We start from the raw sequence: 22,768 nt of genomic DNA, 5'->3' as shown, positions 1-22,768 counted from the left end.
GAGCCTTTTATGCAGCCCCTGAACACGACCTCTCTTGATACAACCCCTACACCCTCAGTGTTGCTGGTGGATGATGAAGAGCATATTCGGATATCAGCCGGACAATCATTAGAGTTGGGTGGTTATGACGTGGTCACAGAAGCCAGTGCCGAAAAAGCGTTGGCTTTGCTGGAAGCTGCTTGGCCTGGGGTTTTAGTGTCAGATATCAACATGCCTGGCATGGATGGTCTGGAGTTAATGAAAAAGGTACAGTCTATCGACCCTGATATTCCGATTATATTGATTACGGGTCATGGCGATATATCAATGGCGGTTAACGCAATGCGCGATGGCGCGTATGACTTTATTGAGAAGCCTTTTTCCACAGATTTGTTATTAGATATTGTACGTCGTGCCACAGAAAAACGCGCGCTTACCCTAGAAAACCGTCGACTGCGTCAGGAGCTGGAAGCTCAAAATGCTCCGGGACCTCGCATTATTGGTAATACCCCCTCTGTTCAAAATTTAAGGCGTTTAGTGTTTGCGGTAGCGGATACTCCGGCCGACATTCTCATCCTTGCGGAGACAGGTTCAGGTAAGGACCTGATGGCGCGCTACATACATGAGCACAGTAACCGTCGCAGCAACAACTTTGTAGCGATCAACTGTGGAGCTGTCCCTGAGAGCTTGATAGAAAGTGAGTTGTTTGGTCACGAGAAAGGAGCATTTACCGATGCCAAAGCACGCCGTATTGGTAAATTTGAGCATGCTAATGGCGGGACATTATTTTTAGATGAAATCGAAAGTATGCCGCTGGCGTTGCAGGTTAAGCTATTGCGTGTTCTGGAAGAGCGGACTATTGAACGCTTAGGCTCTAATGAATTAATCCCTCTTGATATTCGTGTGATAGCGGCCAGTAAAACCGACCTTAAAACGATGGCTGAGCAAGGAGATTTTCGTGAAGATTTGTATTACCGGCTCAACGTGGTTCGTATCGATATCCCTCCGTTGCGTAACCGTATAGATGATATACCGTTACTCTTTCAGCATTTCTCAATTATAGCGGCGGCACAATACAATCGTGATGTGCCCAGCATTTCGGCGGAACGGATGCATAGTCTGGTAACGCATGATTGGCCAGGGAATGTGCGGGAGTTACGTAACCTAGCTGAGCGTTACGTGCTTTTGGGCGAAAGCTGTACTTTTGACTTTGATAATCGACCGATTACCGATGCAGAAACAGGAAAGATGACGTTACCAGAACAGGTAGAACGCTTTGAGAAGATGCTTCTTCAGGCTGAGTTGGCCAGTCATGGCGGCTCAATCAAGGATACCCTGCTTGGTTTAGGCCTACCGCGAAAGACGCTATATGACAAAATGCAGAAGTATGGGCTCGATAAAAATGACTACAAACCCTAAATGTGTGGAAATCCGCCACTTTTGGGCTATACCTATGTGTGGAAGTCCGCCAAAAGTAGCGGGCTTGCGAAAGTTGTTAATTAACAATTTCAATAAAAACAATGGCTTATGCTAGTTGGTCTGCATTGTGCTATATAAGTTTCGATTAGCTGATGCTTGGCAATGCCTTGATCAGACGAAACGCAAAGAAATCTGAATAATACAAAAAACAGGAGATGCATTATGCGTTTATTGACTGCCGCTGTGACTTCAATCGCTCTGGCTATCGGTGCACAGGTTGCTACCGCTGCTCCAATCGAGATCAAATTTTCTCATGTTGTTGCAGAAAACACCCCTAAAGGTCAGATGGCTATCAAATTTAAAGAATTGGTAGCAGAACGTTTGGCAGGCAAAGCAGAAGTAGAAGTTTACCCAAACTCTCAGCTTTTCGGTGACGGTAAAGAGTTAGAAGCCATGTTATTAGGCGATATTCAGTTTATCGCTCCATCGCTGTCTAAGTTCCAAAAATATACTTCTTCTTTGCAAGTTTTTGACCTACCATTTTTGTTTAAAAACATGGAAGCGGTAGAAAAGTTCCAGCAAAGCGAAGCAGGCCAAAAAATGCTAATGTCCATGGAAGACAAGGGCTTGATCGGCCTTGGCTACCTGCACAATGGCTTGAAGCAGCTTTCAGCGAGTGAGCCATTACGAGTTCCTTCTGATGCCGCTGGTAAAAAATTCCGTATTATGACATCTGATGTGCTTCAGGCGCAGTTTGAAGCAGTTGAAGCTGTACCATTGAAAAAGCCTTTCTCTGAAGTATTTACGTTGCTTCAAACAAAAGCAATCGATGGCCAAGAGAACACATGGTCTAACATCTACTCTAAAAAATTCTTCGAAGTTCAGCCATACATCACAGAATCTAATCACGGTGTTTTGGATTACTTAGTTGTCACTTCAACTGAGTTTTGGATGGATTTGGATGAAGATATTCGTGCTGAATTGAAAAAAGCACTGGATGAGGCCATCGCTTACGGTAATGAAATAGCAGCGAAGAAAGGCGATGAAGATCGTCAAGCGATCATTGACTCTAACCGCTCAGAAATCATTGAGTTGACCGATGCTGAACGTCAGCAATGGGTTGACGCGATGAAGCCGGTTTGGAAACAGTTTGAGTCTGATATCGGTGCTGACTTAATCGAAGCGGCGGTTTCTTCAAACAACTAATCGCCACTGGTAACACATCAAAGTGGGTCGACCGACCCACTTTCTTCACAGTTTTATAACGATTTTCACGTCTAATACTTACAGGAGAGCTGTACTCAGAGCCGGGTGCTGTCCTGTAGCTATTGCTGCACGTTAATAATCGTTGCTACTCATGATTGCGGAGGCAGAAATGCTTAAAAAAATAATAGGGCAAGCAGAAGAGGCGTTTATATCGCTACTTCTTGTCTCGATGACATTGCTGGTGTTTGTCGAGGTAGTCGCCCGTTTTGGTTTTAATACGGGTATCCACTGGTCTCAAGAGCTAACGCTGATCCTTGCGGGTTGGTTTGTACTTTTTGGGGCCTCTTATGGTGTAAAGGTTGGTGCGCACATTGGTGTTGATGTGTTCGTTAAGCTACTTCCTAAAAAAGCGTATCGTGCATTAACGCTATTAGCGATCGTTTTATGCCTTGTTTACTGCGGCCTGTTCCTAGCTGGCTCATGGGTCTATGTGTCTAAAATGTACAAAATTGGTATTGAATTAGAAGATATTCCCCTTCCTCGTTGGATGCCGATGACCGTCTTGTTAATTGGTCTGGTATTACTAGTAATTCGTTTTTTACAGTTAGGTTGGAAAGTTATCACCGGCGAAGCCGATGGCTTCCACATGGCGGATGAAGCGAAAGAGTCGCTTGAACTTGCAAAAGAGCTACAAGAATCTGACGATGCGGGTGAGCTGTATTCTACTAATAAGGGGAGCAAATAATGACAATCGCGGTCCTCTTCACAGTACTGTTTGGGTGCATGTTTATCGGGATGCCAATTGCAATAGCATTAGGCTTATCGTCGATAACCACTATTTTATTATTCTCAAATGACTCGTTGGCATCAGTTGCGTTAAAACTGTTTGAAGCGACATCTGAGCATTACACTTTGTTAGCGATTCCTTTCTTTATTTTATCATCGGCTTTCTTATCGACGGGCGGTGTCGCTAAGCGTTTGATTAACTTTGCAGTGAATTCGGTGGGCCACATTCGTGGCGGCTTGGCAATGGCATCGGTTCTTGCTTGTATGTTGTTTGCGGCTGTATCCGGTTCATCGCCAGCAACGGTTGCTGCAATTGGTACGATCTGTATCGCGGGCATGGTGCGCTCTGGTTATCCACAATCGTTTGCGGCGGGCGTTATTGCTAACGCCGGTACGCTGGGTATTTTGATTCCACCGTCTATCGTTATGCTGGTATACGCAGCGGCGACTGAAGTTTCAGCATCTCGCATGTTCATGGCGGGTTTTATCCCCGGTTTGATGATGGGTTTGATCTTGATGATTGCCATTTACATTGTGGCGCGTATTAAAGGTTTGCCTTCTCAGCCGTTTCCAGGTTTTGGTGCGTTAGCTCGTTCAGGCCTTATTGCGCTGGGTGGCTTAATGCTGATCATCATCGTATTGGGCTCTATTTACGGAGGTATAGCGTCGCCAACAGAGGCTGCCGCTGTGGCCGCTGTATACGGTTACTTTATTGCTGTTATGGGGTACCGAGACATAGGTCCATTGCGCAATGTGGCATGGCGTAATGAAGGTGAAGCAATGCCCTCAGCTATCGTGCGTAACATAGGTCAGATGCTATTAGCTTTCCCTAAATCTGCATTCGACCCTGAAGTACGTAAGGTCATTCTAGACGCATCCAAAGTGTCGTTAATGCTGCTATTCATCATTGCGAATGCAATGTTGTTTGCTCACGTATTGACCACTGAGCGTATTCCTCATCATATTGCAGAAGCGATTGTGAGCTGGGGACTGCCTGCGTGGGGCTTTTTAATCATCATGAACTTACTGCTATTAGCAGCCGGTAACTTCATGGAGCCTTCGGCTATCCTGTTGATCATGGCACCGATTCTGTTCCCTATTGCTATGCAGTTGGGTATCGACCCTATCCACCTAGGTATCATCATGGTGGTTAACATGGAGATCGGTATGCTGACACCGCCGGTGGGGCTCAATCTCTTTGTTACAGCAGGTATCACGGGTCAGAACATGATCTGGGTAATCAAAGCCTGCCTACCGTGGTTGTGCTTGTTGTTAGGCTTCTTGGGATTAATTACGTATGTTCCAGAGATTTCATTGTTCTTGCCGGAATATATCGACAAGCTAAAAGGTTACTAAGCGAGTTAGGCTTAACGAATCCTGGCTGGGGGAGCCAGCCCTCTCCCCTGATTAATTAGTGTAAAAGTGCACTTCGCCGCCCATTGGGCGGCTTTTTTTTATCTCGATTTTGTTCATTGATCCCTTATAATACCGCTTCGCTTTTGTTTGTTTACGTATTGAGGTAGCTATGTTGGGGACGTTTGCAGCCATGTGGGGGTATGCGGGCATTTGTCTGATCTTCGCTAGCGCTATTTATCGCTTAGGCCCTATGGCTTTGCAGCTTACGACACAAACACTGCATTGGTATCATTGGTTGGCTCTGCTGTTTAGTGTGGTTTTTATGGGGTTTGCCGAAGGGTATAAAGGCTTTCAAAAAGGTTTTTCGCCTCGTGTGGCGGCTCGCATTAGATACCTATCTAATAACATTACTCCAGTGCGCGTATTGCTTGCTCCGCTCTTTTGTATGGGGTTTTTCCACAGCGAAAGACGCCGTAAGATAGTTACCTTTACGCTGACTATAGGCATTCTCATCATCATCCAAGTGGTGCATCATGTGCCGCAGCCTTGGCGTGGAATTATCGATGCTGGTGTTGTTTTAGGCCTGCTATGGGGGATTGTGTCGCTGACTTTGTTTACACTGAAAGCGTTCTTTGGCGAACACGATCACTCGCCGGAAGTCCCCACTAAGGCTGGTTAACGAATAACAGCAGACGGCAACCAGCGCTGCCCTTCATCGATGTCTTCTAACGTCATCGGTGCAAAAGGCGGTATGCCTAAGTCGTCGGGCGGGGCGGCCAGCTCATTTAAATCCACTGCGCGTGCTCGTCCAACTAAACCTTCATCCGTCACTGTAAATTCGTAATAAATCCCGTTCCAGAAATTCGCTCCAAATTCATTTGGCTTTTTAAACATAAAGAGTAAATCGTGCGATAGCCATTGGGTGTTGTCTGGGCTAATGGTACGAGGTGATGGGTAGGGATATGGCAGATGGCACCATAGTTCTGGGCCTTCTAAGCATTTCATCTCCTTCATAGAAAGGAAGTAATCGGTGAACTGGCTATGATCAATATGTAATTGATACTGGGTTTGTTCGCCTTCGTGAGTGAATGTGATGCTTCCTATGGTGTGAGCACTGTTGTCTTTATCGAGCAACTGTATTGTTTGGGTGCCGGATAGGTCTGCAATAGCGGGAGTTGATAGCGTTAAACAAAGACCACTGATGGCGGTGAGTTGACGTGTGAGATGCATCATAGCCGGTTCTGCCTGTTTTTATTGTTAGCCGTGAGAACTACGGTAGTTCAAAAACAGGAGCGCCTTAATGCTACTTTCAGGTTGTTTGAGTATCAATGCCGTTACATGCGGATATCAGTTATGCGCCGCTGATATCCGCTGTAAGGTCTAGCCTAAGAAAAGTTGATAGGACGCGTTGTCTGTTTCGTCCCAGTATTCATAACCGATTTCATCCAGAAACGCTTGGACTTGGCTATGCTCTTGCGCAGGCACTTGCATTCCTACTAAAACACGACCGGCTGCCGCGCCATGGTTGCGGTAATGGAACATGGAAATATTCCAACGGCCGCCTAGTTTGGTTAGAAACTTCATCAACGCGCCAGGTCGTTCAGGGAACTCAAAGCGATAAACCACTTCGTTGTCGACGGCTTCGGGGGCATGGCCTCCGACCATATAACGCACGTGTAGTTTGGCGGTTTCGTCATCGGTTAGGTCAATGACTTCGTCTAAGTGCTCTCGAATTTCAGCCAATAGCTCATCGCGGCCGTCATTGTTAGGTTTAACCTGAATGCCAGCAAATACGACAGCGGTATCGTCATTACTGTAGCGATAGTTAAATTCAGTGATGTTACGTTTACCTAACGCCGTGCAAAACTTTTTAAAGCTACCTGGCTTTTCTGGGATTTTAGCGGCGACGATGACTTCGCGCTTTTCTCCAAGCTCAGAGCGCTCTGCAATGTGGCGTAAACGGTCAAAGTTCACGTTTGCGCCAGAGTCGATGGCAATCAGTGTTTGGTTGCTGCATTGCTCGCGGGCCACATATTTTTTCATACCCGCAATACCCAATGCTCCAGCGGGCTCACAAATGGAGCGGGTATCGTCGTAAATATCTTTTATAGCCGCGCAGATTTCGTCAGTTGATACGCAGATCACTTCATCGACATATTCACGGGCCAGTTCAAAGGTATTTTCACCAATTTGAGCAACGGCCACGCCGTCAGCAAAAATGCCAACTTGTGGTAGCACGACTCGGCTACCAGCTGCCAGAGCGGCATGCAAACAAGCGGCTTCGCTGGGCTCTACGCCAATAACTTTTGTTTCTGGGCGCAGGTATTTCACATAAGCCGCAATACCTGCAATCAAGCCGCCGCCGCCAACCGGTACGAAAATAGCGTCAATCGGCCCTGACTCTTGACGAAGAATTTCCATAGCTATTGTGCCTTGGCCGGCAATAACGTCTGGGTCGTCAAAGGGGTGTACATAGGTCATGCCTTTCTCGGCAACTAAGGCTTTAGCGTAGGCTGAGGCATCATCATAGGCGTCGCCGTGCAGTACAACTTTGCCACCTAAACGGCGAACATTGTTGACCTTTAGCTCCGGAGTCGTTTTGGGCATTACAATGGTGGCTTTTACCCCCATTTTTTTAGCCGCCATGGCTAAGCCTTGCGCATGGTTACCCGCTGAAGCAGCTACAACACCACAGGCCAGTTGTTCTTCAGTTAACTGACGCATTTTGTTATAAGCGCCGCGAATCTTGAATGAGAACACCGGCTGTAAGTCTTCGCGCTTAAGAAGCACACGGTTATTAAGCCTTTCTGAAAGACCACGAGCCTCATCAAGAGGGGTTTCGACAGCGACGTCATAGACGCGAGCTTCGAGTATTTTTTTGATGTATCGGTGAGCCATGTTGTTAACTAATTTTTCAATAGGATTAGATCTGCAAGTGTCTTGCTAAGCGGTAAATGTGAGTATTTAGCAAGGAGAGGCAGAAATGCTACTCGCTGTGTTGCAATTCGTCTACAAGCGAGGGCAAATGCTGCGTATAATTTGGCCATATTTATGAATAATTAGGGTAAAACCATGACTCAAGATGAAATGAAGCTAGCTGTAGCACAAGCGGCCATCGAGTATATCCGTCCCAAGCTCAATGATGATTCCATTGTCGGCGTAGGAACAGGGTCAACAGCTAACTTTTTTATTGATGAGTTAGCAAAGATTAAACATCTTTTTGCCAGTGCCGTGGCAAGCTCAGATGAGACGGCAAAGCGTTTGGAAGCTCATGGCATCGAGGTCTTGGATCTTAATACGGCTGGGCAGCTTGATGTTTATATTGATGGCGCTGATGAGTTTGATCCGCACTTAAATCTCATTAAAGGCGGTGGCGCTGCGTTAACGCGAGAAAAGATTGTTGCAGCGGCCTCTCGTGAATTTGTGTGTATTGTCGACTCGTCAAAGCAGGTGGATATTTTAGGTGGCTTCCCGTTACCTATCGAGGTGATCCCGATGTCGCGCTCCTATGTAGCACGAGAAATAGTAAAGCTTGATGGCGCTCCGGTTTATCGTGAAGGTGTCGTAACAGATAACGGGAACGAGATTCTCGATGTGCATGATTTGTCGATCGTTAACCCTAAAGAGTTAGAGCGCGTTTTAAATAACGTGGTAGGGGTAGTGACGAATGGTTTGTTTGCTAATCGTGGTGCTGATGTCGTATTGATGAGTACTCCTGATGGCGTAGAAACGTTTAAGCGCTCATAAACGGAGCGTTAGATCAAAGCTCCCCATAATCTATTCATGGGGAGCGTATCTTAGATCAAGATCTTGTGGGGTGTGCTAACGGGTCGTCCAGTGCTTTAAGAATATCATTGAGCACGTCCTCTACAGGTTGATCGATATCGATATGAACCGCTTCATCGGTTAGTGGCTCGATGAGATCTCCAAACTGGCTCTCCAACATGCCTCGACCGTTAAAATAATGGCCTTCGCGTTGTTGATGACGTTTCCAAATCGTATCGATATCGCCTTTTAAGTAAATTAACGTGGCCTCATTGCCCTGACGTAACAGCTCACGATACTGGGGCTTAAGTCCAGAGCACGCCACAACCGCATTCGGCTTGCTAGTAATTAACTGATTGAGAGTGTGTAGCCACTCACGACGATCATGGTCATTGAGTGGAGTGCCTTGGCGCATTTTTTCCACGTTCTCAGGGGGGTGAAAATCATCTCCATCATAAAATGATAGGCCCAAGTGCTCAGCCAGCAATGATCCGATCAAGGATTTACCGCAACCCGATACGCCCATCACAATTATCTTTTGCTTATTCATCGCTTATTTCCACCACAAAGACAGTTGCGGAAAGGCGATAACCAGCGCAAGCACTATGATCTGCAACGCAATGAACGGTAGCAGGGCAGAGAATATCTCACCCAAGCTGATATCTTTGGGAGCCACCGACTTAAGGTAAAACGCCGCTGGGCCAAATGGAGGTGATAAAAAAGACACCTGCATGTTCAAGCAAAACACCACACCAAACCAGATAGGGTCTAAGCCGAGGCCGACGATAATGGGTACAAAGATAGGCATAGTGAGTAACGCAACACCCACCCAATCAAGGAACATGCCCAAAATCAGCAAAATCACCATCATGATTAATACGGTGCCCATAACATGACCGTTACTCAGCGACAGGATGACGCTTTCGACAAAGTCGATGCCGCCCATCAAGTTGTATACGCCGACTAGTGCGCTAGCACCGATACCAATCCACATGATCATACCGCAGGTTTGCATAGTCGATTTGGCGCTATCTTTGAGCATCTGGACATTAAGTTCGCCACGAATCAGCGCGCTGAGCATAATGCCAACAACACCCAGTGCAGAGGCTTCGGTGACTGACGCGACACCGGTGTAAATGCTGCCCAGAACGATGGCGACCGTTAGACCTGGGAAAAATAGCGCTTTGAAGTAATTCGTTTGTTTGGCGTCATCTTCTTTTTGCATTTCATCCGACGGTAGCGGCGCTAAAGAAGGGTCCATCCAGCAACGGATTAGTACGTAAGCGACATAAAATAGCGCGAGGATAGCTGCCGGTAAAAAAGCCGCTTTAAACAAGTCACCTATCGACACGCTGGCGGTCATGCCGTAGATAATCAACACAATGCTTGGAGGCATCATGGTACCAAGCGCACCACCGGCACAGGTTGTACCAATAGCGAGCTTACGGTTATAGCCTAAACGTAACATTTGCGGTAAGGCTAAAATACCTAAAAGAACGGTTTCTCCGCCGATGACACCGGACATAGACGCTAGAATTACAGCAACGACTAAGGTTTGAACGGCTACGCCTCCGCGTATTTTACGCGCGGCCTTCTTCATGGCGTCGAATAAATCAACAGCGATACCTGAGCGATCGAGCAGGGCTGCCATGAGAACAAACATGGGCACGGCTAAGAAAACATACCCGTTGACAAAGCTATACATGCGGCTGGTCACGAGCGGTAGAGCATCAACGCCAAACCAACCAAGAGTAAAAATTAACGCCACTAGCCCTGTTACAAAGGCTAATTGCATGCCAGTAAGCAGCAAGCCAATCAATAGGACCAGCATCGCTAAACTGCCTAAGCCGATACCGAGAGAAGATAAATCAAACATGATGACGGCCTCGATGTGTTAATGCTTTGAGCCGAGATACTTCGTTAATAAGGTGCAATAAAAACTGAATAAACATAACGCAGACAACGACCAGAATGACGGCCTTTAACAGGGAAGGAAATGCAGGGTCCCATGCCGATCCTGATGTCTCAAGGCGGATATCGCCAAAGGGTGTTACCCAGCTGCTGTATGTGATTTCCCAAGCGCCGTAGACCAGCATGCCGGTGAAAGCCAAGCCTGCAAGGTGGTGGAAAATGTTTAGATAATGGCGCGTGCGTTCGGAAACTTGGTCGTATATAAGCACAACGCGTACGTGTTTATTATTAGCCAGAGCATATGCTCCGCCTACAACAAATAAAGACCCGCCAATAAACGAAGCGCTTTCATGCACCCACATAGTGGGGGCGTTGAAAATGTAACGCATCACAATTTCATAGAATGAAATGGCAACAGTAAAGATAAACAATAGGCTAAGTAGGTTACCAATACGAAGGATAAGGCGGTCAAGAAGGTTTCTGCCTTGTTCATCGTCGGGCGAGTGATCGGGCGTGCCACCCAGATGATCTGTCGATTGCATAAAAACTCCAACAAAACAGAGCTAGGCCTGTTTATCTAGGCTGGTTAGTCGAGGTAAGGAGGAAGACGCTTATGGGCCTAAGAAGACCCATAAACCGTACTAGTAACGCAAATTAAAGCAGGCCATTCTCTTTCAGGTATGTAGAGATGGAGTTGTAGACTTTTTCAGCGTTAGGAGACTTTTGTGCATAAATTTCCCACTGAGACTGGGCGATAGCACGGAATTTTTTACGCTCTTGTGCTGACCAGTCGTGAATGGTGATTTCAGGATTAGCTTGTGCTTCTTTTACCGCTAGCTGGTCGGCTATACGCAATTGGGTTGTAATGTCTTGTGCAAAATCGCGTACCGACACGGTTAAAATTTCTTGAAGATCCGCTGGCAATTTATCCCATTTCTTTTGGCTAACCGAAATATCGATCAATGGCAAAGAATGGAAACCGGGCTGTACTGGGTGAGTTGCTACATCGTTCATGCCGGCTTTTTGGTTTGTTGAGAATACCGTGTAGTCGGCGGCATCGATAACGCCTTTGCTTAATCCAGTAAATACTTCGGAGCCTGGTAAGTTAACCGGAGACGCACCCGCTGCAGCAAAGACTTGTTGTACTAAGCCCTCTGGTGCCCGCAGTTTGAGGCCTTTTAAATCTTCTACACCGTTCAAAGGCACTTTAGAAACAAACGACTCAACGCCGGTTGTTGAGCCGCCGACAAATTTAACGCCATAGGGTGCGTAAAGGTCAGTCATTACTTGGTAGCCACCGCCATAGTTAATGTACTGTAGTAGCTGAGATGTATCTGACCAGGCGCCAACTGTATTACCAATAAGACCAAACGCTGGGTCTTTACCTGAGAAGTAACCCGTCGCTGTTACGTGACCATCGAGTATGCCCATCTTAATCGCGTCTAATGTTTCGGTGTGTTTAACTACACTGCCTACGGGGAGTAGTTCAATATCAAGGCGCCCACCAGACAGCGCTTCTACGCGATCAGCCCATTCTTGTTGAACTTGATAGTTTTTATCACCTGATGGATCAGATGACTGAATTTTAAAGGTAAAGTCAGCCGCCTGTGCGGTTACAGAAACCAAGCCCGCCAAGGCTGTTGTTAGAAGCGCTTTTGAGAAATTCATTAAATCAGTTCCTATGTTTATTTTTTTCGGGACTTTTAGTCAGCGACCGGAAGTGTATCCGAGCACTACCGCGTAACGCCTTGATGCGATGCTAGTCAGGATCGTGTTAAAGCTATGTTACCGGTAACAATGTAAATGTTACTGGTAACTTTGGCGCATAACAAGCCTTTTATACGTCTAAATAGGTTAGTTGGCTAATTTTTGAACACGCCGAAAAGGCGAGTTTTCATGCAAGTTATTGAAAAAAAAGGGGCATGCTTTAAAAAAGCAAACCCCTTCACAGGCGTAAAAGAATAACTGGTTGCTTACCAGAATAAGTAAGCAAAAGCGGTGATAACACAAATACAAATGATGTTTAGCACCATGCCTACGCGCATCATTTCGCTCTGCTTAATATAGCCAAGACCAAAGACAATGGCGTTAGGTGGCGTGGCTACCGGAAGCATGAAGGCACACGAAGCAGAAATCGCAATAATGGCTGATAAGATTACAGGAGAAATCCCCATGCTATCGGCGATCGCTGCGAAAACCGGAATGAGGATAGCGGCACTCGCTGTGTTGCTGGCAAATTCTGTCAACATCACAACGAAAGCCGTAATAGTCAGTAATGATACTAAAATACCGGCATGGTCTAGCAAGTGAGACAAGCTTTGCGCAAGAAACTCACTTGCGCCTGTCGCTTTAAGAACGCCACTTAAGCAAATGCCCCCACCGAATAAGATGAGCACGCCCCAGTCAGTACTTTTCTCAATGGTTTTCCATTCAACAACACGTGATGCACACAGCAAGATGATGGCCGATATGGCAATAACAGTATCAAGGCTTGCAATACCACCCAGTGCTTTATTGAGAGGGCCGCTAAATATCCAGCTGAGTACAGCCAACCCAAAAATGATAATGGTTAGAATGCGGCTGCGAGTCCATTCGATGTTGGTCGATTGTTGCTCAAAACGGTAACTGAGGTTTGGTTTTGTTAACAAGTATAAGATGGCGACGGCCATCGGAAGTAGGATCAACGTAATAGGTAGGCCTAGTTGCATCCACTGTGAAAAGTTTAATTTAGCTTCGGCGGCGGCTATTGCGTTGGGAGGGCTACCAACAATAGTGGCTATACCTCCAATGCTGGCGCAGTATGCAATGCCCAGCAGAATAAAAAGAAAAGTAGGACGGTCTTTTTCCCCATCCAGTTTGTTCATTATCCCTAACACTAAGGGCAGCATCATAGCGGTGGTTGCTGTATTACTGATCCACATTGATAGGCCTGCAGTAACGGCAAAAAGCATCAACACAGCGACACTCATCCGACCTTTTGCAATAGCGACCACTTTATTCGCAATAGCTTTGTCTAACTCTTGATGATGCAGAGCGGCGGCTAATGCAAAGCCTCCCAAAAACAAAAAGATGATGGGGTTAGCAAAGCTAACTAGAGCTTCAGAGGCTTTAAAAACGCCAGTCGCTATGGCCAGCAAAGGCACTAATAACGCTGTAACGCTCACATGCAATGCTTCGGTTAACCAGAGAATGGCCACAAAAACTAAAATGCTGAGTCCTTTAACAACATTAGCCTCAAATGGCAGTGTGTTTAGGAGAATTACGAACAGAGCAATGTCGGCTAATAGAATTAGCAAATGTCGCGAATTAATTGTCATAGGGGTTCCGGCTCAGGAAAGAAGTGTCTGTAATGGGTGCTGGGCATTATACATTCCAATCTGACCGTAAGAATAACAATTGGTTTAGGTGAACAGTCTTTTTCCCAAAGTGATTAAGGCGGTGAGAGCTTGTTCTTTTATGTATGATGTATTACTTTTTTATTTGTCTATACCTTAATCACAACTGCGTTAGGAAGCCTCCCATGAAATCGATCCATGTATTGTTAGTTTGGCCGAACCGTCCAGAGCAAATGGCAATGCTAGATGACGCATATCATCTCCATCGCTATGACTTGGCTAGCGAGGAGGGCAGGGTAAGCATGCTGGATGAATTTGGTGATCAAATACGTGCGGTGGTAACCACGCATGGCGGTGGGCTTGAAAAATCATTAATTGATCGTTTGCCCAATCTAGAAATTGTGGCTTGCAGTAGTGTTGGCCTAGATACTTTATGTGTTGATGAGTGCAAAGCTCGTGGCATTCAGGTAACCAATACACCGAATGTGCTGACTGATGATGTAGCCGATATGGCATTGCTACTTCTGCTCGCTACCGTTAGGCGTTTAGTGCCCGGTATTCATTGGGTGCACAGTGGAGATTGGGTCAATAAAGGCATGATGCCGCTGAACACTTCTGTTCATGGTAAAACCGTCGGGATAGTAGGGTTAGGGCGCATTGGTAAAGCCATCGCGCATCGCGCTCAAGCCTTTGGTATGAAGGTTTGCTATTACGGACGTCGTCAATCCCCCGATGTGGATTACACCTATTACGATACTATTGAGGCGCTCGCGCATGATGTCGATATTCTCATGCCTGCCATTCCTGGCGGAGAGAGCACCGAAGGTTTGATTAGTAAGCCAGTACTGAAAGCGCTGGGGCCTCAAGGCTACTTCATTAACATCGCCCGCGGGAGTGTGGTCGATGAAAACGCATTGGTTGAGCTACTCTGCGCTGGTCAGCTAGCGGGAGCGGGCTTGGATGTGTTTGCAGACGAACCGCATGTGCCCGAGGCTCTGCTTGCGTTAGATAATGTCGTTTTACAACCTCACTGCTCCAGTGGAACTTATGAAACACGTGGCCGTATGGCGCAATTGGTTGTGGATAACTTAGCCGCACATTTTGCAGGCAAGGCCCTTATAACGCCGGTTTGAGTCATTTGTAGTGGTTCGTAAAAGCATGAGACCTGAGGCTAGGGTGATTCAAAAGCCCTATCTACCTGTGCTATCGTTGCACCGCTTTGCAGGTCTCTTACGTAAAGAGCATCAAAAAGGAATTCGTTTAAACGAAGCTGTCCCCGCAACTGTATACGGGTAGCGATTCATCACAGCATTGGCTGATGATCACTGAGGTTTACCTTGGGAAGGTCGATGAATTGCAATGATCCGTGAGCCAGAATACTTGCCTGCAAGCATAACTATTTCTGATAGCCGGGGCGTGCCATCAAGGAGTGATCTGCGTTACGGCGGTTTATGCATGGCATAAGCTGTTTTTCTGCGTTTGTCTTTCCTCACCTCGGTTATCACTGGATCGGGGTGTGTCGTGATCAAGCTGTTTTCATTATGTGTTTTGTTGTGTCTTACTTTACCGGCTTATGCCGCGTCCTTATTGGCGATTACGTCGGCGGCTAATGTGCCTGAGCTGGTGTCGGGGGCGCATCGATTTTTAAAAGCGCAGCCGAGTGATCAAGTAATTATCCGTTCGACTGATCAGTGGAAACAATTGTCTCGCCATGAGCAAGCCTCATTATTATCTAACGCGGATATCGTGTTTGCCGCAGGCGTGTTTGGAGAGCCTGTTGCTCGGCTTCAGGCCGCGTTGAATGCGGGTGAGATGCGTTCATTTGTTGCACTACATAGTGATCGCTCCTTGGTGCTGCAATCCCATATTATGGGCCGACGCTTATTAAACAATGATGCAGATTTAGATGCGTTAATGGGTCACCCCAGTTTGGATCAAAGCCCAATGGAGTGGATGACTCAGCACGTAGCAAAACATCGCAATACTCAAGAATGGCTGCAAGCACGGCTTTTTTGGTTAGGGCGTGATAGCTATAACATGGAAGGGCTGTTTTATCACTTATCGCATTTAGCGACGCAGAAGCAGGTAGATGAGGCAACACGTTTTCTACCTCATTTAATCTCACCGATTCGAGTAGTGTATCAAGGCGAAACGACCGACTATCGCACGTTTGATATGAGTGTAAAGCCGCGTTGGGTCGTGGTAATGGATTATGAAACAGGTGATCGTCAAGGAGACAAATCGGTTAATGAGGCAATGTGTACCGCCATCGAGCAGCGTGATTCAAGCCTAGGGTGCTTATCTCTGTTGGCCAGCTGGGGAGACGCGAGTGTGGCCGCACTAGAATGGTTGACCGAGCACGACTCGTCCTTGGCTGCCATTATTAGTTTGCAGAGTTTTGTGATGGGCGGTAGTACAGGACGGGAGCAAGCCTCTCAACTTTTATCTCAATTGAATGTGCCTGTTATTGCCGCGCTGCGCTTAAATGATATGAGCGAACAGGCATGGCGCTTATCAGAAGAAGGCTTGCCGTGGGACTCGGTGCATTACCGAGTAGCCATGCCTGAGTTACAGGGGATTGGGCAGTCCATTATAGTGGCGGCGAAAGGTGCCGAGAGGGTTGATCAGCAAACAGGTGCTGCACTGGCAGTGATAACGCCCATTAAGGGGCAGATTGATATCCTAGCCCGACGGGTTGAGCGTTGGAGTCATTTGCAACAAACAGCGAATGCCGATAAAAAAATAGCCATTATTTATTACAACCACCCGCCTGGGCGCCATAATATTGGTGCCGATAACCTAAATGTGCCTGAGTCTCTTTTTGGAATACTGTCGTCGCTAAAAGCGGCTGGGTATCAGACCGGTGAATTACCTGAGAATGCGGAGGCGCTGCTTGATCTTCTACAAGAGCAAGGTGTTAATTTACCCGAAGATGGTGAGGCGCTGCGCACCATGGCGACCATGGTTGCAACGGTATCTCCGGATCAGTACAGCACTTGGTTCTCAAGTTTGCCAGAGTCCCTTCAGAACGAAATGCAGTACGGCCCTTTAGGGTATTTGCACAGCGCGTTTAAGCAAGCACAGCAGCTAGAAAATTCTGAAACCGGACGGCAGATGATGCGTCGGGTGATTAGTGATTTAAAACATGCCGTAGAAGGTGCTGATCATAAGGGGCGTGAGCGAGTGCTAAGCTTGCTGAATCAGTTGGAGGCAATATACGAAACGCCTGAGCTAACGGATAAAGTCTGGCACAGCGCGAAAGAGCACATCGATGCTATTGTTGAGCAACAAATAGAAGGCATTCGCGGTTGGGGCGCGCCACCCGGTAACGTAATGGTGTCTGGTGGTCAGCTTGTGTTACCTGGGCTTCAATTTGGCAATGTCTTTATCGGGCCGCAACCTCCACGAGGGTGGGAGCTTAACGAGGAGCTACTGCATGCTAATCTGTCGTTTCCTCCTCCCCACCAATATCTCGCTTTTTATCAATGGTTGCAGAAAGAGTTTAAAGCCGATGCGCTTGTGCATGTTGGGCGTCACTCTACGTATGAGTTTTTGCCAAGGCATCGTGTTGGCATGAGCCCAGAAGATTACCCTGCCGCGATTGTCGATGACCTTCCCAGTGTATACCCCTACATCGTGGATGGTGTTGGGGAAGGCATACAAGCTAAACGTCGTGGTCAGGCCATTATGGTTGACCATCTAACACCTCCGCTAGATAGCACGGAGCTATACGATCAATTACTGGCGTTGCGTCAATTGATTGAAAGTTACGAAGCGGCCCCGGATACGGCTGTTGCCATGCGCCAGCGAGCGATTGCAGAGATACGTGCGCTGGTGGCTCAACTGCATTTGGAAGATGAGCTGACAGCTAGCATGGCTGGCGAATTAACGGTACGTGGTTTAACTCGCTTTGATGAAGTGGATGACACCTTATTAGTCCATGAGGTAGGGCATTATCTAACCGGGCTGCAAGAATCCTTTATGCCACTGGGTTTGCATCGATTTGGTCAAGCATGGAGCGCTGAAGCTGTGGATACCATGTTGGCTTCGATGGGGCAGCAGTCATCGTTAGCCGATAACGTGCGTACTCAACTAAAGGCTTCGCCTGCGGCGGAAATGAGCGCCTTATTAGCAGGTTTATCCGGTGAGTTTATTGAACCAGGTAAAGGTAATGACCCCATACGAACGCCTGAAGTGCTGCCAACTGGACGTAACTTTTTTGCGCTTGACGGTAGCCTTATTCCCACGAAGTTAGGTTATCAGGTGGGCGTTACCTTAGCGCAAAAAGCGAATCAACAAGAAGGGATAGCTCACACGGATCAAGACGCGGACAGCATCGTATTGTGGGCTTCCGATGTGGTGCGTGATGAGGGCGCACTAATTGCCTTCGGGTTGGATCGCTTAGGTATCAAGCCCGTATGGAACAGTCGCGGTATTGTTAAAGGGTTAGCGCGCGTAGATTTAAATGCTGCATCTAATAACCCTGATCGATCACCTCGTATCCGTCACGATATCGTATTCACCACATCAGGCTTGTTTCGTGACTTATACGGTGCGCAAATTATCTGGTTAGAACAAGCGGTGCTGATGGCTCTTGATGCTTCGGCAAACACTATCCGCAGCCAATATCCCGCTCTCGATTATGCCCTCACAACAGCGCTTGCGCCGTTAGGAGACTTACAGCAGCCAGGTGATGATCCGCTATCCCGTAATCGATTGGCGGCACGTTGGGTGCGTGATGCACAAGCAGCCTTAAATCAAGGTATGCCCGTTGAGCAAGCGGCTGTTCAAGCCACCTATCGAATTTTTGGTACGGCTCCCGGTGCTTATGGCGCTGGTATAAATCGGTTGGTTGAGCGCTCGGGAGCATGGCAAGATAGACAGGAGCTTGCAAGTACTTACTTACTCCGTATGGGCCATGCTTACGGTAGAAACCTGCAGGGGGAAGCCAAACAATCCTTGTTTAAGCAGCGGCTACAAACCGTTGGGCAAACCTACCTTGGGCGTGCCAGTAACCTGTATGGTCTTATTGATAACAACGATGCTTTCGATTACCTCGGAGGTTTGAATTTAGCCGTCGAGACATTCTCAGGGCAGATACCAAAGGGGTTTGTACTGTCCCATGCGGATAGCCAAAATATTCAGGTAGAACCGCTACAAGTGGCTTTGTTGTCTGAGTTACGAGGACGCTTTTTAAACCCTCAATGGATCGAACCGCTGATGCAGGAAGGCTACGCCGGAGCGCGCACTATGGGCAGTGAGTTTATTGAATACCTTTGGGGATGGCAGGTGACTAGCCCTGATTTGATAAAAAGCTGGGCATGGGACGAAGTAAAGCGTGTTTATATTGATGATGGGTTGGAGCTAGAACTGGATACCTTTCTATCGCAAGGTCAAAACGTGCACGTTAAGTCCAATATGTTGGCTGTTATGATGGTAGCTGCATACAAAGAGTTTTGGCAAGCCGATCAAGAAACCATAACCCAGTTGGCGAATGAGTTTACCGACCTCGTTTTGGAAAATGGTTTACCTGGCAGCGGGCATACTAGCCCTAGCCATCCCATGTTTGGTTGGTTAGAGAGCTATGTTGAACCGGCTAGCTATCAAAAATTACAGGCATTACTCACAAAAGCACAAACGGAATTAGCGCCTCAAGCGCAGGCTTCCGTTAATATCGCTAGCCGCATCACCGAGGTCAATATCAGTACAACAGAGGCTCAAAAAGACGCTAAAAATCCACAAACCTCCCAAAAAGAAGACCACGTCATTACAGAAAGTGATGCGCTTTATTTTGGCTTATTTGCAGCGACGTTATTAATGTTGTGGGGGTACTGGCGCGGAAGCCGTTCTGGCATGCCCAAACCTACCTCACGGAGGGACTGAGGTTATGATGAGTTCGTATTCCATTGGGCTAATGCATCAACTGGTTGCTTTACTTTTAGAGCCCGTTATATGGGGATTACTGGCTTTGACGGCCTTGGCCGTGGTTGAGCTAGGAATGTTACCTGCCGAGCGTTATAAGGGGATTCCTCGTTTTATCAAACAAAAAAACGCAGAGAGCTTAGAGGTGATAGCGATCAAGCGTATAGAACGCAGCGACTTTATTGCCCGCATAGCGCCTATGCTAGGTCTAATGGGAACGCTTATTCCGCTGGGACCGGGGCTATCAGCTTTGGGTAACGGGGAGCTGGATATACTGACTACCGCGATGAGTGTTGCCTTTGATACCACAGTGCTCGGCTTGTTGGTGGGTGTGGTGGGCTTTGTGATCGGGCGGCTTCGACGTCGCTGGTATGATCAAGCCCTTACACAGTTGGAGGCGCGGTCATGAGTCGACGCTGGAACCGTGGTCGCTTTGATCAAGGTGATAATGAACCGTTAGGCCCCATGTCTAATTTAGTTGATCTGATGTTAGTGTTTGCTTGTGGGCTTATCGCTGCCCTCATCGCGTTGAGCGATCAGTTGCAGGCGCATTTTAACCCGCAGGATAAAACGCAACAAACGATAACATCCGGTAAAGAGCTGCCCAACTTACCCACAGGTAGCGCCAATGGCGCCGCCGGTTATGAGTCGGTCGGGCAGGTGTATCGTGATCCAAAAACGGGCCAACTGATTTTGATTGGGGAGTGATTACTTCAATCTAAATTGGCTAATTAGCACATCAAGCTGGCCGGCTTGATCGGTTAGCTTACCTGATGCTGACGCACAGTCTTCCGAGCTTTGGCTGTTTTGATGTGTTACTTCATCGATTTGATGGATGCCCAAGCTCATTTGCTCAATAGCCGAGGCCTGCTCTTGCGCGGCGTATGCGATGTCAATGACCAGCGCTGATACTTCGGACGTCCCGCTAACAATCGTTTGCAATGCTTCAGAGGTCTGCTGAGCCAATTCGGTTCCTTTAATGGTCCTTTGGCGAGATTCTTGAATAAGTTGTGCTGTTTTCTGAGCGGCTTCTGCACTTCGTGCGGCCAAACTTCTTACCTCATCAGCAACAACCGAGAACCCACGTCCATATTCACCCGCGCGAGCAGCTTCAATAGCAGCGTTTAGCGCCAATAGGTTGGTTTGCGATGCGATATCCTCTATAGCTTTAATGATATTCGTAATATTCTGACCCGATTCATCAATCTCTGACATAGCTGTAACTAAATCGGCCATCAAATAATTACCAGACTCGGCTGAGTTTTCAGACTGTTGAGAGATACCACTGGCCTTGTTGGCGTTGTCTGCGCTTTGTCGGGTCTGAGCGGCCATTTGCGTAATAGTGGCGCTTATTTCGGTGATCGCTGACGCAGAGCTACTAGCTCCAGCGGATAAGTCGTTACTTAGTTTGGCCACCTGTTCTGCACTAACATTAATGTGTGTTGAGCCTGCGCGCACATCAGCGACTAGTTGGTTCAGGTTATGCACCATACCTTGTAAAGCTAGTCCAAGCTGGTCCTGATCTGAAGCCAGTATAACGTCCTGATTTAAATCTCCCTTTGCAATACGCTCTGCTACGTTAACTTGAGCTTGTAATCCTGAGGCCATCTGATCAAGTGCAGCTGAAAGCTGTCCTATTTCATCTTCACCTTCATGATTAAGGCGTTGAGAGAAATCCCCTTTGCGTATAACACCCGCTAACCAAGAAGCTTTTTTAATCGGCTCTGCCAATTTTTTAGCAGTTATCCACAAGGCTATTAAGGCAACAATTAATATGAAGATGCCTACAAGCACTTGCCAGTATATATCTTGCGTAGATTTGGATGACATTTCACGGAGCAGCTGGTCTACATTTTCAAGAATCACGGATTCGTCTATTTTGATAAAAATAGCCCATTGATTTCCGGTTCTGCCAATATTTATGGGAGCAAATACTTCGGCTATGCCCGTTTCTACGTCGACCTTAGAATAAGGGTTGCCCCCTTTAATTTTGTTAAAAATCGAGTCCATATTGCTATCATAATGATCCGTAAAATGGCTGCCGATATAATCGGCATTATCGCTATCTGCAATAATTAGCCCACGCTCACTAACAATAACTACCTCGCCTAAACCTGAATATAGGCCGCTATCGACTTTCTCACTCAGCTTTTGTACAAAATCCAAATTGTAGTCAGTTCCAACGACTCCATAAAACTGATTATTCGCTTTGATAGGGACTGATAAGGTTGCCAACCACACCTGCTTACCTTGAACAATGTAAGGCAGTGGTCCAAGGATGCTCTCTTTACCCGTGTTTTTAGGGCCTTGATACCACCCGCCTTTTGGTACGCCATTGGGATGGTTTTCTAAACTATCATACTCCACAAGAGGTTGTACGGAGACATTTCCATTAGCGCTTCTGGTCCAATAGGGTGTAAACCGACCAGTATCCGGGTTATTGCCATTTTGACCGTTACGCTCTTGGCTATCATTATTATCTAAAGCGTTAGGTTCCCAAGCGGAATACGTGCCGTTGAATTCTGGGTTAGTGGTGAGAACACTTAATAGCAGTCCGTTTACCATATCACGACTAATCGAGTGTGCTCCTTGAGTAGAATAAGGCTGTTTACCTAATGAAAGGTAATCACTCATTGTTCTCGCCGCATCCATAGCTGCTTCAAACTTTAGTTGAATTTCAGCGGCATTTCGGCTGGACAAGTTCTCTAAATCACTCAACACTATTTTTTCAATTTCAGTGCTAACGCTGGCCGCAACAAATGTTTGAGAAGAGTTGGACGAGAATATTCCATAGGAAATTAACGCAGCACTGGTGGCCAGTAGGCATATTCCTGCACTTAACACTATTTTTAATTGGATGGATTTGATGTTCATTATTTCACTGCCTCAAAGGTGACTGCACCGCATACTTGATATTGATATAAACGGCGGCAATATAGGCAGTAGCTTGAACTCAGAATGACGAAAAGATACTAAAGTATGTGGCTTATCGTATTATTAAGTATAAACCAGTACTTTTTAATTAGTTGCTCATAAAAATAGTGGCTTGCTATTTAAGCTTGTTTGCAATCGACATCCCAATAAAAATC

Annotated in this window: 18 protein-coding genes and 1 riboswitch; of the genes, 10 read left to right on the top strand and 8 right to left on the bottom strand. The window is 46.9% G+C overall.

Annotation, left to right across the window (positions count from 1 at the left end; all coding sequences use genetic code 11):
• Nucleotides 1-9 precede the first annotated feature (9 nt).
• The 5 genes from BS617_RS13345 to BS617_RS13325 all read left to right on the top strand — a co-directional run bounded on the left by BS617_RS13345 (nucleotide 10) and on the right by BS617_RS13325 (nucleotide 5,425).
• A complete protein-coding gene (locus tag BS617_RS13345) occupies nucleotides 10-1,398 on the top strand; it encodes a sigma-54-dependent transcriptional regulator (protein WP_075173268.1) in 1,389 nt (462 codons plus the stop codon).
• 222 nt (nucleotides 1,399-1,620) lie between these two features.
• A complete protein-coding gene (locus BS617_RS13340; protein ID WP_075173267.1) occupies nucleotides 1,621-2,604 on the top strand; it encodes a TRAP transporter substrate-binding protein in 984 nt (327 codons plus the stop codon).
• Nucleotides 2,605-2,773: 169 nt separating this feature from the next.
• Nucleotides 2,774-3,349 carry a TRAP transporter small permease gene (locus tag BS617_RS13335; protein WP_075173266.1) on the top strand — a complete coding sequence of 192 codons (576 nt, stop codon included), beginning with the start codon at nucleotides 2,774-2,776 and terminating at the stop codon, nucleotides 3,347-3,349.
• Nucleotides 3,349-4,746: a TRAP transporter large permease gene (locus tag BS617_RS13330; protein ID WP_075173265.1), complete on the top strand. Its 1,398-nt coding sequence runs from the start codon at nucleotides 3,349-3,351 to the stop codon at nucleotides 4,744-4,746. The genes BS617_RS13335 and BS617_RS13330 overlap by 1 nt, the downstream gene beginning before the upstream one ends.
• Before the next feature lie 169 nt (nucleotides 4,747-4,915).
• Nucleotides 4,916-5,425, top strand: coding sequence for a hypothetical protein (locus BS617_RS13325; RefSeq protein ID WP_075173264.1), 510 nt, complete (start codon nucleotides 4,916-4,918; stop codon nucleotides 5,423-5,425).
• Here the strand turns inward: BS617_RS13325 and BS617_RS13320 are convergent.
• Together BS617_RS13320 and ilvA are read right to left on the bottom strand one after the other, a co-directional pair.
• Nucleotides 5,422-5,979 carry a hypothetical protein gene (locus tag BS617_RS13320; RefSeq protein ID WP_075173263.1) on the bottom strand — a complete coding sequence of 186 codons (558 nt, stop codon included), beginning with the start codon at nucleotides 5,977-5,979 and terminating at the stop codon, nucleotides 5,422-5,424. The two genes, BS617_RS13325 and BS617_RS13320, sit on opposite strands and share 4 nt — an antisense overlap.
• Nucleotides 5,980-6,126: 147 nt before the next feature.
• A complete protein-coding gene (ilvA, locus tag BS617_RS13315; protein WP_075173262.1) occupies nucleotides 6,127-7,644 on the bottom strand; it encodes a threonine ammonia-lyase, biosynthetic in 1,518 nt (505 codons plus the stop codon).
• A 174-nt stretch (nucleotides 7,645-7,818) separates the two neighbouring features.
• Between ilvA and rpiA the strand changes: the two genes are divergently transcribed.
• Nucleotides 7,819-8,493: a ribose-5-phosphate isomerase RpiA gene (rpiA, locus tag BS617_RS13310; protein ID WP_075173261.1), complete on the top strand. Its 675-nt coding sequence runs from the start codon at nucleotides 7,819-7,821 to the stop codon at nucleotides 8,491-8,493.
• Nucleotides 8,494-8,548: 55 nt separating this feature from the next.
• Here rpiA and BS617_RS13305 read toward each other — a convergent pair whose 3' ends face one another.
• From BS617_RS13305 to BS617_RS13285, 5 genes are all read right to left on the bottom strand, one after another.
• Nucleotides 8,549-9,061, bottom strand: a complete 513-nt coding sequence (locus BS617_RS13305) for a gluconokinase (protein ID WP_075173260.1) — start codon at nucleotides 9,059-9,061, stop codon at nucleotides 8,549-8,551.
• Between the two features lie 3 nt (nucleotides 9,062-9,064).
• Nucleotides 9,065-10,387, bottom strand: coding sequence for a TRAP transporter large permease (locus BS617_RS13300; RefSeq protein ID WP_075173259.1), 1,323 nt, complete (start codon nucleotides 10,385-10,387; stop codon nucleotides 9,065-9,067).
• A complete protein-coding gene (locus BS617_RS13295) occupies nucleotides 10,380-10,964 on the bottom strand; it encodes a TRAP transporter small permease subunit (RefSeq protein WP_075173258.1) in 585 nt (194 codons plus the stop codon). Before BS617_RS13295 ends, BS617_RS13300 begins: the two co-directional genes overlap by 8 nt.
• Nucleotides 10,965-11,076: 112 nt before the next feature.
• Nucleotides 11,077-12,090, bottom strand: coding sequence for a TRAP transporter substrate-binding protein (locus tag BS617_RS13290; RefSeq protein WP_075173257.1), 1,014 nt, complete (start codon nucleotides 12,088-12,090; stop codon nucleotides 11,077-11,079).
• Between the two features lie 305 nt (nucleotides 12,091-12,395).
• Complete coding sequence (locus tag BS617_RS13285) at nucleotides 12,396-13,739, bottom strand: SLC13 family permease (RefSeq protein WP_075173256.1); 1,344 nt, start codon at nucleotides 13,737-13,739, stop codon at nucleotides 12,396-12,398.
• Between the two features lie 203 nt (nucleotides 13,740-13,942).
• On the opposite strand from BS617_RS13285, the gene BS617_RS13280 reads away from it, so the two are divergent.
• The 4 genes from BS617_RS13280 to BS617_RS13265 all read left to right on the top strand — a co-directional run bounded on the left by BS617_RS13280 (nucleotide 13,943) and on the right by BS617_RS13265 (nucleotide 20,387).
• Entirely contained in the window at nucleotides 13,943-14,890 is a 948-nt protein-coding gene (locus BS617_RS13280) for a 2-hydroxyacid dehydrogenase (protein WP_075173255.1), read from the top strand.
• A gap of 73 nt (nucleotides 14,891-14,963) precedes the next feature.
• Nucleotides 14,964-15,159, top strand: a riboswitch (cobalamin riboswitch).
• A gap of 119 nt (nucleotides 15,160-15,278) precedes the next feature.
• Complete coding sequence (locus BS617_RS13275; protein ID WP_212667432.1) at nucleotides 15,279-19,640, top strand: cobaltochelatase subunit CobN; 4,362 nt, start codon at nucleotides 15,279-15,281, stop codon at nucleotides 19,638-19,640.
• Between the two features lie 4 nt (nucleotides 19,641-19,644).
• The gene (locus tag BS617_RS13270; RefSeq protein ID WP_075173254.1) at nucleotides 19,645-20,088 is read left to right on the top strand and encodes a MotA/TolQ/ExbB proton channel family protein; all 444 of its coding nucleotides are present in this window, start codon (nucleotides 19,645-19,647) and stop codon (nucleotides 20,086-20,088) included.
• Complete coding sequence (locus BS617_RS13265) at nucleotides 20,085-20,387, top strand: DUF2149 domain-containing protein (RefSeq protein WP_075173253.1); 303 nt, start codon at nucleotides 20,085-20,087, stop codon at nucleotides 20,385-20,387. The genes BS617_RS13270 and BS617_RS13265 overlap by 4 nt, the downstream gene beginning before the upstream one ends.
• Here the strand turns inward: BS617_RS13265 and BS617_RS13260 are convergent, their stop codons facing one another.
• Nucleotides 20,388-22,553 carry a methyl-accepting chemotaxis protein gene (locus BS617_RS13260; protein ID WP_075173252.1) on the bottom strand — a complete coding sequence of 722 codons (2,166 nt, stop codon included), beginning with the start codon at nucleotides 22,551-22,553 and terminating at the stop codon, nucleotides 20,388-20,390.
• Nucleotides 22,554-22,768: the final 215 nt, after the last annotated feature.

The organism is Neptunomonas phycophila (genome assembly GCF_001922575.1).
GTDB classification, from domain to species: domain Bacteria; phylum Pseudomonadota; class Gammaproteobacteria; order Pseudomonadales; family Balneatricaceae; genus Neptunomonas; species Neptunomonas phycophila.
Note: the sequence above shows the minus strand (reverse complement) of the source record. Positions and strands in the feature narration are given on the sequence as shown.

What these genes read in the sequence shown, in the direction of transcription:
- BS617_RS13285 (WP_075173256.1), bottom strand. Translation starts at nt 13,739, where the DNA reads ATGACAATTAATTCGCGACATTTGCTAATTCTATTAGCCGACATTGCT.
- BS617_RS13305 (WP_075173260.1), bottom strand. Translation starts at nt 9,061, where the DNA reads ATGAATAAGCAAAAGATAATTGTGATGGGCGTATCGGGTTGCGGTAAA.
- BS617_RS13345 (WP_075173268.1), top strand. Translation starts at nt 10, where the DNA reads ATGCAGCCCCTGAACACGACCTCTCTTGATACAACCCCTACACCCTCA.
- BS617_RS13320 (WP_075173263.1), bottom strand. Translation starts at nt 5,979, where the DNA reads ATGATGCATCTCACACGTCAACTCACCGCCATCAGTGGTCTTTGTTTA.
- BS617_RS13295 (WP_075173258.1), bottom strand. Translation starts at nt 10,964, where the DNA reads ATGCAATCGACAGATCATCTGGGTGGCACGCCCGATCACTCGCCCGAC.
- BS617_RS13325 (WP_075173264.1), top strand. Translation starts at nt 4,916, where the DNA reads ATGTTGGGGACGTTTGCAGCCATGTGGGGGTATGCGGGCATTTGTCTG.
- BS617_RS13335 (WP_075173266.1), top strand. Translation starts at nt 2,774, where the DNA reads ATGCTTAAAAAAATAATAGGGCAAGCAGAAGAGGCGTTTATATCGCTA.
- rpiA (WP_075173261.1), top strand. Translation starts at nt 7,819, where the DNA reads ATGACTCAAGATGAAATGAAGCTAGCTGTAGCACAAGCGGCCATCGAG.
- BS617_RS13300 (WP_075173259.1), bottom strand. Translation starts at nt 10,387, where the DNA reads ATGTTTGATTTATCTTCTCTCGGTATCGGCTTAGGCAGTTTAGCGATG.
- BS617_RS13330 (WP_075173265.1), top strand. Translation starts at nt 3,349, where the DNA reads ATGACAATCGCGGTCCTCTTCACAGTACTGTTTGGGTGCATGTTTATC.
- BS617_RS13265 (WP_075173253.1), top strand. Translation starts at nt 20,085, where the DNA reads ATGAGTCGACGCTGGAACCGTGGTCGCTTTGATCAAGGTGATAATGAA.
- BS617_RS13290 (WP_075173257.1), bottom strand. Translation starts at nt 12,090, where the DNA reads ATGAATTTCTCAAAAGCGCTTCTAACAACAGCCTTGGCGGGCTTGGTT.
- BS617_RS13270 (WP_075173254.1), top strand. Translation starts at nt 19,645, where the DNA reads ATGATGAGTTCGTATTCCATTGGGCTAATGCATCAACTGGTTGCTTTA.
- BS617_RS13280 (WP_075173255.1), top strand. Translation starts at nt 13,943, where the DNA reads ATGAAATCGATCCATGTATTGTTAGTTTGGCCGAACCGTCCAGAGCAA.
- ilvA (WP_075173262.1), bottom strand. Translation starts at nt 7,644, where the DNA reads ATGGCTCACCGATACATCAAAAAAATACTCGAAGCTCGCGTCTATGAC.
- BS617_RS13340 (WP_075173267.1), top strand. Translation starts at nt 1,621, where the DNA reads ATGCGTTTATTGACTGCCGCTGTGACTTCAATCGCTCTGGCTATCGGT.
- BS617_RS13260 (WP_075173252.1), bottom strand. Translation starts at nt 22,553, where the DNA reads ATGAACATCAAATCCATCCAATTAAAAATAGTGTTAAGTGCAGGAATA.